The sequence below is a fragment of the Streptomyces coeruleorubidus genome, from assembly GCF_028885415.1.
Classification (GTDB): Bacteria; Actinomycetota; Actinomycetes; order Streptomycetales; family Streptomycetaceae; genus Streptomyces; species Streptomyces coeruleorubidus_A.
The window spans coordinates 760,885-775,356 of sequence record NZ_CP118527.1 but is presented as its reverse complement, the minus strand read 5'-3'; the positions used below and the strand labels follow the sequence as shown (position 1 = coordinate 775,356).

General features: G+C 72.2%; 11 protein-coding genes. 5 read left to right on the top strand and 6 right to left on the bottom strand.

The features are described from left to right. The first annotated feature begins 24 nt into the window (after nucleotides 1-24). Nucleotides 25-1,506, top strand: coding sequence for a gluconokinase (locus PV963_RS03715; protein ID WP_274814108.1), 1,482 nt, complete (start codon nucleotides 25-27; stop codon nucleotides 1,504-1,506). A 291-nt stretch (nucleotides 1,507-1,797) separates the two neighbouring features. Here PV963_RS03715 and PV963_RS03710 read toward each other — a convergent pair whose 3' ends face one another. From PV963_RS03710 to PV963_RS03685, 6 genes are all read right to left on the bottom strand, one after another. Next, nucleotides 1,798-3,231, bottom strand: coding sequence for an MFS transporter (locus PV963_RS03710; RefSeq protein ID WP_274814107.1), 1,434 nt, complete (start codon nucleotides 3,229-3,231; stop codon nucleotides 1,798-1,800). After that, nucleotides 3,228-5,216: a multicopper oxidase family protein gene (locus PV963_RS03705; protein WP_274814106.1), complete on the bottom strand. Its 1,989-nt coding sequence runs from the start codon at nucleotides 5,214-5,216 to the stop codon at nucleotides 3,228-3,230. The genes PV963_RS03710 and PV963_RS03705 overlap by 4 nt, the downstream gene beginning before the upstream one ends. Before the next feature lie 168 nt (nucleotides 5,217-5,384). After that, nucleotides 5,385-6,281, bottom strand: a complete 897-nt coding sequence (gene gnd / locus PV963_RS03700) for a phosphogluconate dehydrogenase (NAD(+)-dependent, decarboxylating) (protein ID WP_274814105.1) — start codon at nucleotides 6,279-6,281, stop codon at nucleotides 5,385-5,387. 5 nt (nucleotides 6,282-6,286) lie between these two features. After that, a complete protein-coding gene (locus PV963_RS03695) occupies nucleotides 6,287-7,225 on the bottom strand; it encodes an NAD(P)-dependent oxidoreductase (RefSeq protein WP_274814104.1) in 939 nt (312 codons plus the stop codon). Beyond that, nucleotides 7,222-8,310 carry an NAD(P)-dependent oxidoreductase gene (locus PV963_RS03690; protein ID WP_274814103.1) on the bottom strand — a complete coding sequence of 363 codons (1,089 nt, stop codon included), beginning with the start codon at nucleotides 8,308-8,310 and terminating at the stop codon, nucleotides 7,222-7,224. The genes PV963_RS03695 and PV963_RS03690 overlap by 4 nt, the downstream gene beginning before the upstream one ends. Beyond that, nucleotides 8,310-9,284 carry a cyclase family protein gene (locus tag PV963_RS03685; protein WP_274814102.1) on the bottom strand — a complete coding sequence of 325 codons (975 nt, stop codon included), beginning with the start codon at nucleotides 9,282-9,284 and terminating at the stop codon, nucleotides 8,310-8,312. The genes PV963_RS03690 and PV963_RS03685 overlap by 1 nt, the downstream gene beginning before the upstream one ends. A gap of 227 nt (nucleotides 9,285-9,511) precedes the next feature. Here PV963_RS03685 and PV963_RS03680 point away from each other — a divergent pair, with 227 nt between their 5' ends. From PV963_RS03680 to PV963_RS03665, 4 genes are all read left to right on the top strand, one after another. Then, nucleotides 9,512-10,306, top strand: a complete 795-nt coding sequence (locus PV963_RS03680; RefSeq protein ID WP_274814101.1) for an IclR family transcriptional regulator — start codon at nucleotides 9,512-9,514, stop codon at nucleotides 10,304-10,306. Nucleotides 10,307-10,500: 194 nt separating this feature from the next. Beyond that, entirely contained in the window at nucleotides 10,501-12,066 is a 1,566-nt protein-coding gene (locus tag PV963_RS03675) for a sugar ABC transporter ATP-binding protein (RefSeq protein ID WP_274814100.1), read from the top strand. Then, nucleotides 12,066-13,220, top strand: coding sequence for an ABC transporter permease (locus tag PV963_RS03670; RefSeq protein WP_274814099.1), 1,155 nt, complete (start codon nucleotides 12,066-12,068; stop codon nucleotides 13,218-13,220). Before PV963_RS03675 ends, PV963_RS03670 begins: the two co-directional genes overlap by 1 nt. A 77-nt stretch (nucleotides 13,221-13,297) precedes the next feature. Further along, nucleotides 13,298-14,452 (top strand): substrate-binding domain-containing protein, encoded by a 1,155-nt coding sequence (locus PV963_RS03665; RefSeq protein ID WP_425540869.1) that lies wholly within the window; start codon nucleotides 13,298-13,300, stop codon nucleotides 14,450-14,452. The last annotated feature ends 20 nt before the right edge of the window (nucleotides 14,453-14,472 follow it).

The window sequence follows — 14,472 nt, the reverse complement described above, 5'->3', positions numbered from 1 at the left end:
AACCAAGCCGAAACGGAGACCGCGATGAACGACGCCGGCGAGGCGGTGCTCGGCATCGACCTGGGCACCACGGCCACCAAGGTGGTCGCGGTGGACGCCGCGTACCGCCCGGTGTCGACCGTCGAACGCCCCGCCCCCCTGCGCACGGGGCGGCGCGGCGAAGCCGTCCACGACCCCGCCACCGTGCTGGCCGGAGTGGTCGACGCGGTGCGGGAGAGCGTCGAACGCTGCGCGCACCTGGGGCTGACCGTCCGGGGCCTGTCCTTCAGCGCGGCCCTGCACACCCTGCTCGCCCTCGATTCCTCCGGCGAACCGCTGACTCCCGCCCTGAGCTGGGCCGACACTCGTGCGGCCGACACGGCCCGCCGGTTGCGGGCCGAGGGCGGGGACGCACTCCACCGGGCGACCGGCACCCCGGTGCACCCCATGGCGCCGCTGACCAAGCTCGCCTGGTTCGCCGCACACGAACCGGACCTCTGCCGTCGTACGGCCGTATGGTGCGGGATGAAGGACTACGTGCTGTCCCGGTTCACCGGCCGCCTGATCACCGACCATTCCTGTGCCTCCGCCACCGGGCTGATGAACCTCCGCACCATCGACTGGCACGGGCCCGCACTGGAGGCCGCATCGGTCTCCGGTGAACGGCTGCCCAACCTCGTACAGCCGACTGCTACCTTCCCGCTGCTGCCCGAGCCGGCCGCCGCGCTGGGCCTGCCCGCCGGGCTGCCGGTGGTCGCGGGCGCCGGAGACGGGCCACTCGCCAATCTTGCCGTCGGCGCCATCACCCCCGGTACGGCCGCGCTGTCGCTGGGCACCAGCGGCGCGCTCCGCGTCGTACGCGACCGGCCGGACGTGGACGACAGGTGCCGTGTCTTCTGCTACCACCTCGCCGACGGACTCTGGGTGCTCGGCGGAGCGGTCAGCAACGCCGGCGTCGTCGCCCAGTGGGCCGCCGAGTCCTTCGGCGGCGTCGACGTGGCCGACCTGCTGAAGGAGGCGGCGGAGGTCGAACCCGGTTCCGAGGGCCTCACCGCGCTGCCGCATCTCCTCGGCGAACGCGCCCCCTGGTGGGACCCCGACGCCCGGGGTGCCCTGGTCGGGCTTCGGCGCGGACACGGCAGAGCCCACATGACCCGGGCCATGATCGAGGGCGTCGGGCAGCAACTGGCCCTGGTCCGGGACTCGGTCGTCGCCGCCGGGGCGCCGGTCGACTCCGTGCGAGCCACGGGCGGGGCGCTGCGGTCGTCGCTGTGGGCGGAGATCGTCGCCGCGGCGCTCGACATGCCGGTGGGCATCACGGACGACACCGCCGGCTCCGGATTCGGCGCCGCGCTCCTCGGCTGGCGTGCCCTCGGCACCGTGCCCGGTCTCTCCGCCCTGCCCGCCGACGTCTGGTCCCGGCCGCATCGCACCGTCCTGCCGGACCCGGTGGCCGCCCGGCGGATGGCGGACGCCCGGCCCCTGGCCGAGCGGCTGTACTCGGTGCTGCGGGAGCTCTCCGCGTAGGGGCCGCCCATGCCTCCGGGGAGGGCGGCGCTACTGTACCGCCGCGTGCCCGGAGTCGCCGTAGCCTTGAAGCGGCGTGCGGCCCCGCACGGACGACGACCGCTGGTCCCGCAGTCGCGATTCCCGGCGCCTGGGGACAGAGCGGGCTGACGGCAGGGCCGGGAACTGCGCTGTGCCTTGCCCCGGCTTGCGGGGCCGGCGCGTGCGCCGCGGGCGGAACCCGGCATGCCGCCCAGGGGAGGGCGCCGACCGCGGGCTCGGCGGGCGCGGTTCTGGGTGCCGTCCAGCCCGTCAGGCCGACCGAGCAGCAGGGCGCTCCACGCGCTCGGAGGCCGGCCCGGTGACCACCGCCCCCGCGTCCCGCGGCAGCCGCAACGCCTCGGCGACGCAGACGAGCGGCAGCACGGCGAGGAGCCCGAACGCCACAGCGTAGGCCGCCGTAGGGCCGTCCAGGCCGAGCAGCGCGGCGAGGGGACCGGACGCGCGCAGGCCCAGCGCGGCCATGGCGATGCCCAGGCCGGTGGCCAGCTGCTGCACGGTGCTCGCCAGGGCGTTGGCGTCCGCGGTCCGCTCCGGCTCGATGTCCGCGAAGGCGATCGTGGCGTACGCGCTGAGCGAGACGGACCGGCACACCCCGCCGACGAACAGCACGGCGACCACCAGAGCCAGGGGCGTGCGCGCGCCGAGCAGGCCGCACAGCAGGAACGTCACGGCCGTAGCCACTCCGTTGACCACCAGCACCGCGCGGAAACCGAGGCGGCGCAGCAGCGGGGTGGTGAACGGTTTGACGGCGATGTTGCCCGCGAACACCGCTACCAGCACCAGCCCGGCCCGTGCGGCGCTCCACCCCAGGGCCTGCTGGAACATCAGCGGCAGCAGGAACGGCACGGCGCTGATCGCGGCCCGGAACAGGGCGCCGCCCGCGTTCGACACCCGGAACGTCGCCACTCGGAACGTCGTCAGGTCCAGCAACGGACGGCGCGACCGCAGCAGATGACGAACCGCCAGACCGCAGGTCACCACTCCCGCGCTGAGCCAGAGAGCCGCCGTGCCCCAGCCCGCCGGCGAGCCCCCGAGCAGCTCCAGGCCGAGGACCAGCGAGGCCAGCCCGGCCCCCGCGAGCACGCACCCCACCCAGTCGAACCCCCGCCCCGCACCGCTCTCCCGCCGCAGATCGGGGATCAGCCACAGGGCGGCGGGCAGTGCCACAACACCCAGCGGCACGTTCACCAGGAAGATCCAGCGCCAGGAGGCGTACGTGGTGAACAGGCCGCCAAGCGCGGGCGCGAGCACCGGGGCGAGCAGGCCCGGCCAGGTGAGCCAGGCGATCGCCCGCAACAAGTCCTGCTTGCGGGTGGTGCGCAGGACGGCCAGCCGCCCGACCGGCACCATCATGGCCCCGCCGATGCCCTGGAGCACCCGGGTCAAGACCAGTTCGATCAGGCCGTCAGCCGCCGCGCAGAGGGCGGAGGCGACGGTGAACACCGCGATCGCCCAGACGAATACCCGACGGGTGCCCCAGCGGTCGGCGGCCCAGCCGCTCACGGGGATGAACACGGCCAGCGCCACGACATACGCGGTCATGGTGACGCCGATGGCCTCCGGCTTGGTACCGAAGGAGGCGGCCATGTCGGGGGCGGCCGTGGAGATGATCGTGGCGTCGAGGTTCTCCATGAAGAACGCCCCGGCCACCAGCAGCGCCGGCCCCTGGCTCCGCCTGGTCATCCGTGGGTTCCCATGTCGCCGTCCGGGGAGGACGGCATGTCCATCGGTGCGCCCAGCCGCGTGACCTGGTCGGGGAGAACCACGAACTGCCGCATCATGCCCATGTCCTCGTGTTCGAGCATGTGGCAGTGGTAGACGAACTTCCCCGCCGAGTCGCCGAAGTACCCGTCGACCGTGACGAGTTCGCCGGCACCGACCCGTACGGTGTCCTTCCACCCGCGTTCGCCGGGCGGAACCTCGGCCGTGCCGGTCCGGCGCAGCGGGGTGGCGGTGCCGCAGCCGATGCCGCCGCCGGGCAGGGCGAACGAGGTGAAGCCGCCGACGTCGTAGGTCTCCCGGCTTCGCACCCGGAAGCTGGTGGCGTGGATGTGCATGGGGTGCGGCCAGCCGGAGGGGGCCGCGTGCAGGAAGCGCCAGCGTTCCCAGCTCCGGGTCCGGACGAAGAAGCGCACCGGGTCGTAGAAGCCCGCGGCCGCGCGGCGGTACGTCGTCACGCTGCCGTCGTCCTCCCGGATCTGCACGATGCCGTCGGAGGGCAGATCGCCGGAGGGTGCGTCGGTGCGCTCCATCTCCCAGCACAGGGCCTGTCCGGGGCCCATGGTGGTGAGCACCACGAGCCGGTCCTGCCCGGGGCGGTCCGGCGCGGCACCCTGTGGGGCAGGGGCGCCCGCGCTCAGCCGCCGGGGCAGGACGAACGGATCGTGCGCGGGACGGGCGTCCACCCGGAACTCCATCACCTGGGGCCAGGGACCGGGGTCGGGGTTGGCGTTGGTGTTCACCAGCCGCAGCCGCTTCCCGCGGAACGCCGAGAAGTCGACCAGTAGGTCGGCTCGTTCGGCGGAGCCCAGTGTCAGGCCGTCGTCCTTCAAGGGCACCGGCTCGGCCAGCAGCCCGTGGTCCGTGCCGATCTGGTGGACGGTGCCGGCCGGCACGGGCCGCCCGTCCTCGTCGGTCAGCGTCAGCCGGTACTGGCGGGTGTTGGCGGCGTTGACGACGCGGAGCCGGTACCAGCGCGGCGCCACTCGCAGGTACGGCCAGATGACACCGTTGACCTGGGTGAACGGGCCGGTGAAGGCCCGCATCTGCAGCATCGGTTCACGATGGACAACGGCCGTCTTGTGCAGCAGGCGACCGGTGAGCCGGCCCTCGACGTCGGTGTCCAGGTTGCGGTCCGCGATGAACAGCGGCACCTCGTACGGACCGCTCGGCAGGCCGAGGGCGTCCTCCTGCTGGTCCCGGATCAGATACAGGCCGGACAGGCCGGCCATCACGTTCCACCGGGTGATGTTCATGGCGTGGTCGTGGTAGAAGAGCGCGGTCGCCGGCTGGTCGTTGACGTACTCGGACAGCTGCGACAGCCCGGGTCCCACCCCGTTCTCGGGCCAGCCGTCGTTGCCGCTGCCGGTGACCGCCCCGTGCAGGTGCACCACTGTCCAGGGCCGGAGTTCCGCGACGTCGGCCCGGGCCGGGTACCCGCTCCGGCCCGGCTGGTCCCAGAGGGCCGGTGGCGTCGTGGTGGCGGGCACCTCGACCACCGTCACGGGGAGGTGCCCGGAGAGGTCGTTGGCCCAGGTGACGTGGATTTTTTCGCCCCGGCGCACCTCGATCGTGGGGCCCGGCACCAGCCCGTCGTAGGCCCAGACAGGTGTGGGCGGCAGCTGGGAGTGCAGCCGCGTCGTCGTGGCGCGCATCCGGACGGTGAGGTGCGAGACGCCGTCGGCGCGGGTCTTCCGGGCGGTCGGGGGGACGGGCAGCGGGTCCAGGAAGGGGCTGAGGGTGCGGTGGACCGGGACTGCGGGGCCGTGCAGGCCGGGAGCGGACCGGCTCGGCGGATCCGTGGCGGCGACCGTCGACACGCCGCCCGCCGTGACCACCACCGTCGTGGTGGCGAGGAACTTCCGGCGGCTCAGCGACGAGCCCCCGTCAGGTATTTCACCGGCACCGTGTCTGCTGTCCGCCTGGTTGCCGTGCATCTCGTCAGTCATGTCCTTCGCTCTGCGTCGCGGCGGTCCGCGTCGACGGTGTGTGTGCGCTGACCGTTGGCTCGTCGCCCGTGCCACGGTCGTCCCAGGTCCCGTAGGGGACCGCGGCCCGTCGGGCGAGTCGCCCGACGGGCCGCGGCGCTGTGATCCGGCCGTGTGGCCGGAGCGTGTTCAGCCGTTGCCGCCGGGCGTGCCCGCCGCCGCGTGCACCGCATGCCCGCCGAACTGCTGTCGCATCGCGGCCAGTGCCTTGAGCTGGGCGGCATTCGGCTTGCGGGAGGCGAAGCGGGCGAAGAGGGCCGCGGTCATGGCCGGGGCGGACACGGCCAGGCGTACCGCTTCCTCGACGGTCCAGCGGCCCTCGCCGGAGTCGTCGACCCGGCCGGACAGGCCGGCCAGCCCGGAGTCCTGCTCCAGGGCGCGGACGAGGAGGTCGAGCAGCCAGGAGCGTACGACCGTGCCGTGTCGCCAGGAGGCGAGGACCTTCGGTACGTCAGGCACGTACTCGCTGGCCTCCAGCAGTTCGTAGCCCTCGGCGAGGGCCTGCATCATGCCGTACTCGATGCCGTTGTGGACCATCTTGGCGTAGTGGCCCGCGCCCACCGGGCCCGCGTGACAGATCCCGTCCTGCTCAGGGGCGAGCGACTCCAGCAGCGGCCACACCCGCTGGACGTGCTCGTCCGCGCCGCCGCACATCACGGCGTAGCCGTTCTCCCGGCCCCAGACGCCGCCGCTGACACCGCAGTCGACGTATCCGACGCCGTGCTCGGCGAGCAGCGCGGCGTGCTCGGTGTCATCACTGAAGCGGGAGTTGCCGCCCTCGACGATCACATCGCCCGGGGAGAGCAGCCCGGTCAGCTGCTGGATCGCCTGGCGGGTGGGGTCGCCGGCGGGCAGCATCAGCCACACCACGCGCGGCGCGGCGAGCTTGCCGACCAGTTCCTCCAGGGAGTCCGCGTCACGGTCCGGTGAGGTGCGGCTGTAGCCGAGCACCTCGTGACCGCGGTCGCGCCAGCGGGCCGCCATGTTGCCGCCCATACGTCCGAGGCCGACGATTCCTACCTGCATGTGCTTCAGTCCTTCGTGGTGGTGGAGTGCGAGTCGGGGGAGAGGAGACGGCCCTCGCGCAGCAGCCGGAGTACGACGCTGTTGTCCAGGTCGCCGAGTCCGCCGGAGTCGATCGCCGAGTAGAGGGCGGCGACGGTGGCGGACAGCGGCAGCGTGACGTCGGCGTCGGCGGCGCTGTCCAGGACGAAGCCGAGGTCCTTGTGGAGATAGCGCGCGGGGCCTGAGGGGGTGAAGTCGCTGTCGGCGAGGTGGTGGCGTTTCTGTGTCAGCACCTCGGAGGCGGCGAGGCCGCCGGCCAATACGTCCAGCAGGGCGGCCGGTTCGAGTCCGCCGCGCTCACCGAGGACGACGGCTTCGGCGAGGGCCACCAGGGTTCCGGCGACCACGAGTTGGTTGCAGGCCTTGGCGAGTGAACCGGCTCCGGTGTCGCCCATGCGGCGGACGGTCGAGCCCATGGCGGCCAGGTAGGGGCGGACCCGTTCGACGGCGTCCGCCGTGCCGCCCGCCATGATGGACAGGGCGGCGTCGCGGGCGCCGGTCACGCCGCCGCTGACGGGAGCGTCGACGATCTCGATGCCGCGCGGGCGCAGCTCCTCGGCCAGCGCACGGACCGCCACCGGCGAGACGGTGCCCATCACGACGAGTGTGTCCATGGCTCCGTCGGTTCCGGCACCCGTGAGCAGCCCGTCCGGGCCGTCGAGCAGCGCCCGCACCTGGGGGAGGTCGGGCAGCATGGTGAGGACGACCCGGGCGGCGCCGGCCACCTGGGCGGGACGGCCGGCGGCACGGCATCCGGCGGCGACGGCGGCTTCGAGGGAGGGCCGGCTGCGGTTCCAGACCAGGACGTCGAAGCCCGCCTCGGCGAGGTTGGCCGCCATGGGCAGACCCATCGCACCGAGTCCGATGAAGCCGACCGTCCGGGGCGGGGGAGACGGGGAGCTCACGGGCGGGCTCCCGCGGTCGCGGGCTCGCCCGGACCGGCTGCCAGCGCGCCCAGCCGCTCGGACAGGTCCGCGTGGCCGAGCACGTCCCGGTTGACGACGAACCGGGGCAGCCGGCCGGTCGCCACGTCCAGGATCGCCCGCACCGCGCTGCCGCCGTTCCCGGCGGACATCTCGTCCGTCCACGCCAGACTGTGCGGGCTGAGCACCACGTTGTCCATGCTCAGCAGCGGGTTGCCCGCATCGGGCGGCTCGGTCTCGAACACGTCCAGTCCGGCGGCGCGGATACGGCCGGCCCGCAGTGCCTCGATCACTGCCGACTCGTCGACGATCGGGCCCCGGGCGACGTTGAGCAGTACGGCCGAGGGCTTCATGAGGGCCAGTCGCCGGGCGTCGACCAGATGGAAGGTCTCCTCGGTCAGCACACACATCACGATCACCGCGTCGGCCTCCGTCATCACAGTTTCGGCGTCGGCGAGACGGACACCGAGTTCCGCTGCGGTCTCCGGCGGGCAGTACGGGTCGTAGGCGATGACCTCGACCTCGAACGGCCGGAGCAGTCCGACCAGATCACGGGCGGTGTTGCCGAGTCCGAGCAGGCCGATCCGGCGGCCGGTGAGCCCCAGCCCCATCCACTGTTCCTTCTCCGACCAGCGTCCCTCGCGCACCAGCCGGTCCTTGGCGGTGACGTTGTGCAGGACGGACAGGAGCAGGGTGAGGGCGGCGGTGGCCACCGGGCGCCGGGCGCCGTCCGGGGTGATGGTCACCAGGACGCCGTTGCGCGTGCAGGCGTCGAGGTCGACGGCGTCGTAGCCGACTCCGAAGCGGGCGAGGAGCAGCGGGGGTCTGGTGACGCCGGCGAAGGTGCGGGCGGTGACGGCGGGGCCGGCGAACAGGACGGCGTCCAGGCCGTCGATGTCCGGGGCGAGGAGTTCGGCGGTGTCGCGAGGGAGGTAGTCCCAGTCGACCCCGGCGGCGTCCAGATCGCCGAGCCGGATGTCGCCCCAGACATTGCGCCCGTCGGCGTCGAGGAAGTCACGGCTGACGCCCACGGTGAACCGGCCGGCGGCCGGTCGGGTGGCCGCCATCACAGCACCGCTACCGGGTTGACGGGCGAGCCCGTGCCGCCGGGGACGTTCAACGGCGCCACGACGAGCAGGAACTCGTAGCGGCCTTCCGCCGCGCAGGCTGTGGACAGCGCCTCCAGGTCGAGGTTGTCGAGCAGCGGTACGCCCATGGCGGTGATGGCGAGGGCGTGCACGGGGGAGTGCAGTCCCTCGACGGGGGAGGGCCGTACGTCGCTGTCGCCGTCGCCGCCGAGCAGGGCGATCCCGCGCTCGGCCAGCAGGGGGATGGCGTCGACGTGGAAGCCGGCGCTGGCGTTGTCGGGATTCCAGGCGCCCAGTTCGGCGCGGCGCCGGAAGTGGCCGGAGCGCAGCAGGACCGCGTCGCCCTCACCGATGGTCACGCCGAGTGCCTTCTCGGCGGCGAGGACGCCGTCGGCGTGTACGGCGGTTCCGGGTTCGAGCCAGTCGGTGCCGAGGGCGGCGGGCAGGTCGATCAGGACGCCCTTGGTGACGAGCGGGCCGAGGGCGGAGACGGCGCCGAAGTGGGCGCCTGCGGCGTCGACGACCTCGCGGGCGGTACGGCCGTCGTAGAGCTGTCCGCGGTAGGCGATGTGGGAGAGGGCGTCGAGATGGCTGACGCCCTTGCCGTGGTAGTCGACGGCGATGAAGTCCTTGTGGCAGGACGGCTCGGGGGCCTCCACGTCGCCGAGGTCGGACATGTAGTGCAGGGCGGGCTTGCCGTTGTCCGGGCCGGGCACCGTGTTCCAGGGCAGGGCCATCGGGACGGTGGTGCCAGAGCGGACCAGGGCGGTGGCACGCTGGACATGGGCCGGGGTGACCCGGTTCCACGCGCCGCGGTCGGCGGGGTCCCAGCGGCCCCAGGTGCGGAGCGTGTCGAAGAGCGTGTCGAATTCCTCCCGCGAGAGGCGAGGTCCGTTGCGGGGGAGGGAGGGGGCGGAAGGAGGTGGCGGGGAATCGGACGGGCTGCTGGTCATGGGCTGCTCAGCGCTCCAAGGCTCGGAGGGTGTCGTCGGCCGGCCCGGAAGGCGCGCTACGGTCGGAGATCTCGGTGGGACTCGGCCGGGATCGCGGGTAGGACCCGGTCGGGAATCTCCGTGAGACTCGACGGCAAAGCGTGCGCCGACGGCATTGTCGTTCGGGGACACACGAGGGACAATAACAACATGCTGAACGACGAACAGAATGATGGGTGGAGTTGACGGTGAGCGCAAGCGACCCGGGAAGTCTTGTCCCGGCGGTGACGCGGGCCGTGGCGATCCTCGACACGCTCGGTGAGGCGGAAGGCCGCCCGCTGTCGGTGAGCGAGCTCGCCCGTGCCCTGGGTCTGCCGAAGTCCTCGACGGGGAACCTGTGTGCCTCCCTGGAGGCGGCGGGCATGATCACGCGCAACGGCACCGGCTTCAGCCTGGGGCGCAAGCTGGTGGAGCTCGGCGGCCGCTACCTTTCCACGGTGGACCAGCTCCGCGACTTCTACGAGCTGTGCCGGCGCAGCTCGCACATCTCCCGTGAGACCGCCCGGGTCGCCGTCCTCGACGGCCTGGACGTGCTGTACCTCGCCCGGTACGACGGCACGCAGCCGTTGCGCCTCACGGCCAACATCGGCGACCGGTTCCCGGCGAACTGCACGGCCACCGGGAAGGCGATCCTGTCGACCCTGGACCCGGCGGTGGCCGAGGACCGGCTGCGCGGCAGGACCCTGCCCGCCCTCAGTGAGCGGTCCCTGACGTCCGTGCCCGCGCTGCTGGAGGACCTGGCGGCGACCCGGGAGCGGGGCTATGCGATCGACGACGAGGAGGCCACGGCCGGTGTGCTCTGCCTGGCCGTGCCTGTCACGGGATTCCGTACGGACTCGGCGCCCTTCGCGATCAGCGTCACCGTACTCAAGGCGCGGCTCGACGACGAGTTCCGTGAGGCGCTGCTGAAGGACCTGCGCGACATCGCGGCGGGGCTGGAGAACCCGATGCTGCCGCAGGGGATGTCCACGAGCAGCAGGTGAGGGCGTGCGGGACCTGTGAGGTCCCGCCGGGAGAGAGCGACGCGACGGCGGCCGTACGGAACCTTTCCGTGCGGCCGCCGTAACTTTGGGGCAATCTATGTCTGCCGAAACCTTGACCAGCATGCTGGGATGAGTTCAGGATTCTGTGCGAGCCGATGGAGTGGTCCTCGGCCGGCAGATCCCCGGAGAAGTCCGTGAACGACGCTCCCGATGACACGACTCCCAGCTCGCCGCCCGACGGCCTCGCGGATCCCCGCCCGCTGGTGACGATTCGCGGACTGCGCAAGCGGTTCGGCGGCACCCTCGCCCTCGCCGACGTCGACCTCGATATCCACGCGGGCAGCGTCCTTGCCCTATTGGGACACAACGGTGCCGGAAAATCCACACTTATCAAGATCCTTGCCGGTGTTTACCGCGCCGATGAAGGCCAGGTCACCATCGCCGGACACCCCCTCGGCACCGACGCTGCCTCCACCGAGATGTCCTTCATCCACCAGGACCTGGGCCTGGTGGAGTGGATGTCGGTGGCCGAGAACGTCGCCCTGGGCACCGGCTACCCCCGCAAGGGCGGCCTCGTTTCCTGGCGGCAGGTACGCCGGCGCTGCACCGAGGCCCTGGACATCGTCGCCGGTCACCTCGACCCGGACGCGGCCGTCGCCGACCTCACCCGCGCCGAGCGCTCCCTGGTCGCCATCGCCCGCGCGCTGTCCACCCGCGCCCGCCTCATCGTCCTCGACGAGCCCACCGCCAGCCTGCCCGCCGCCGACTGCGCCCGGCTCTTCGACGTCCTGCACACGCTGCGGGACCGCGGCCACGCCATCGTCTATGTCAGCCACCGCCTCGACGAGGTCTACCAGGTCGCCGACCGCTTCGCCGTCCTTCGCGACGGGCACCTCATCAGCCAAGGCCTGCTCGCCGAGCACGGCCCCGAGCGGATCGTGCACGACATCGTCGGCCGCGGGCCGGAGAGCCATCGTCCCGCCGCACCCCGCACCACCGGCACCACGGCCGCCACCGTGCTGCGCCTGACCGGTGCCACCACCGAGGGCGCCGGCCCCGTCGACCTGGAGCTGCGTGCCGGGGAGGTCCTCGGCATGGTCGGCCTCACCGGCGCCGGCCACATGGACCTCGGCCGCGCCCTCGCCGGAGCCCGCCCCTTCACCGAAGGCGAGGTACTGCTCGACGGCAGCCCGTACCGTCCCCGTTCGGTCGCCGCCGCCGTGGACGCGGGCATCGGCTTCGTCACCAGCAACCGCCAGGAGGAGGGCTGCGCCCTCGAACTCACCGTGCGCGAGAACTTCCTGGCCAACCCCCGCGCGGACGCCCGCTCACCCTGGCGCTGGATCAGCCCGAGGCATGAGCGCGCGGAGGCCGGCGACCTGGTGGAGCGCTTCGGAGTGCGCCCCGCCGACCCCGAGGCACCGATCGCCACCCTCTCCGGCGGCAACCAGCAGAAGGTCATGATCGGCCGCTGGCTGCGCCTGAGCCGCCGCGTGGTGATCCTCGAGGAACCGACCGCCGGCGTCGACGTCGGCGCCAAGGCCGAGATCTACCGGCTCCTCGACGACGCCCTCGCAGCCGGACTCGCCGTCCTGCTCATCTCCACCGATTTCGAAGAGGTCGCCGACGTCTGCCACCGGGCCCTGGTCTTCGTACGGGGCGGCGTGACCGCGGAACTGTCCGGCGAAGCCCTCAACGTCACCGAACTCACCCATGCCGCGTCGGCCATGCCGGCGCTGACCGGAACGGGCACCCACTGATGGCCACCGAGACCGAATCCTCCCGCCACGCCCTGCGGAACACGAGCCCGACCCCCCGCACCGCCACAACCGAAGGTCCGCGCAAACCGGGCACCGGAAAGCAGAAGCCCCCTGGCGGCGGCCGGCTCCGCGGCCACCTCATAGGCACCTACGGCCTGCTCACCCTCACCGTCCTGCTGTTCCTGGTCTTCTCCCTCGCCCTGCCGGACACCTTCCCGACCCTGGCCAACGCCTCGTCGATCCTGTCCAACCAGTCGATCCCCGCGATGCTCGCGCTCGGCGCGATGATCCCCATCGTCACCGGCAAGTTCGACCTCTCCGTCGGCTACGGCCTCGGCCTCGCCCACGTCCTGGCGATGCAGCTCATCGTCAACAACGGCTGGCCCTGGCCGGTGGCCTGCCTCGTCGTCATCGCCGGAGGCGGCCTCATCGGCGTCTTCAACGGCCTGCTGGTCGAGTTCGCCAAGATCGACTCCTTCATCGCCACCCTCGGCACCGGCAGTGTCCTGTACGCCTGCACCGGCTGGATCACCGACGGCGCCCGCATCGTCCCCGGTCCGCACGGCCTGCCCCCGGCCTTCACGGACCTGTACGACTCGACGTTCCTCGGCCTGCCCGTACCCGCCTTCTATGTCCTCGGCCTCGCCGTCATCCTCTGGCTGCTGCTGGAGCGGCTGCCGCTCGGCCGCTACCTGTACGTCATCGGCTCCAACGCCCGCGCCGCCGACCTGGTCGGCATCCCCACCCGCCGCTATGGCATCTACGCGTTCGCCGGGTCCGGCATCGTGGTCGGCTTCGCCGGGGTCCTGCTCGCCGCCCAGCAGCAGATCGGCAACCCCAGCGTCGGCATGGACTATCTGCTGCCAGCCTTCGTGGGCGCTCTCCTCGGCTCCACCGCCATCAAGCCCGGGCGTGCCAACGCCGCAGGCACCGTCGTCGCCGTCGCCATCCTCGCCATCGGCCTCGCCGGCATCCAGCAGCTCGGCGCCGAGTTCTGGGCCACGTCCCTGTTCAACGGCGGCACCCTCCTCCTCGCCGTCGGCCTGGCCGGCTACTCCGCACGCCGCCGGCTGCGCGCCGGAGCCACTGCCACACGCAAGTCGCTCTCGGAGCCCGCGCCGTCCACACCAGCCCCGTCCACGAACCAGGCCTGAGCACTCCGGGCGACGGGAGCCGTCTCGCTTCCCTTCTCGAACTCTCCCCCCCCCGCACGTCAGCAAGGAGCACGTCCGTGTCGTACAACCACACCCGCGTCACGCCGCTGAGAGCTGTGGCCGCGCTCGCTCTGGTCACCGCCTTCGCCGCGGGCTGCACCCGAGGTTCGGAAGCCGGCAGCACTGCCGCCGTCTCCGACGCGAAGGCCGGCTGTCCCGCCGTCCTCGCCAAGGCCAAGAAGGCGGTCAAGGCGGCCGAGGACGTCAACGCCCCCTGGGACGGCCCGACGACCGGCCCCAAGGCGGTCTCCGGCAAGACCATCGTCTACGTCGCCCAGAGCATGACCAACCCGGGAGTTGCAGGAGCCGCCGAGGGAGTCAAGGAGGCCGCCAAGGCCATCGGCTGGAAGATGCGGATCATCGACGGCCAGGGCACCCCGGCCGGTATCCAGGCCGCGCTCAGCCAGGCCGTCGCCGTCAAGCCCGACGGGATCGTACTGTCTGGCTTCGACCCCAAATCGACCGCACAGCAGGTCGCCCAGGCCAACGCCGCCGGCATCCCCCTCATCGGCTGGCACGCCGTCGACGCCCCCGGCCCCAGCACGGACCCGAAGCTCTTCAGCAACGTCACGACCAGGGTCCAGGACGTTGCCAAGATCAGCGCGGACTGGGTCATCAGCCAGTCCAACGGCCGGGCGGGCGTGGTCGTCTTCACCGACGCCTCCATCCCCTTCGCCAAGGGCAAGTCGGACCTGATCGAGAAGGAACTCGCCACCTGTTCCGACGTGAAGGTCCTGACGACGTCCAACATCCCCATCGCCGACGCCAGCAACCGCACACCACAGGAGGTGTCCGCGCTGCTGTCCCGCTTCGGCACCAAGTGGACCAACTCCATCGCCATCAACGACCTGTACTTCGCCGACGCGGCCCCGTCCCTGCGCGCGTCAGGCAAGCAGGGCAACGGAGCGCCCTTCAACATCGGCGCGGGTGACGGCGACCCGTCCGCCTTCCAGCGCATCAACAGCAAGCAGTTCCAGACGGCGACCGTTCCCGAACCGCTGTCCGAGCAGGGCTGGCAGATCATCGACGAGTTCAACCGCGCCTTCGCCGGCAAGCCCGCCAGCGGCTACGTTGCCCCGGCTCACATCACCTCGGCCGACAACAGCGGTGGCAAGTCCTCCTGGGACCCCAAGGGATACCGGGAGGCGTACCAGAAGCTCTGGGGGAAGTGACCTCGCCCTCCTCCGCCAGA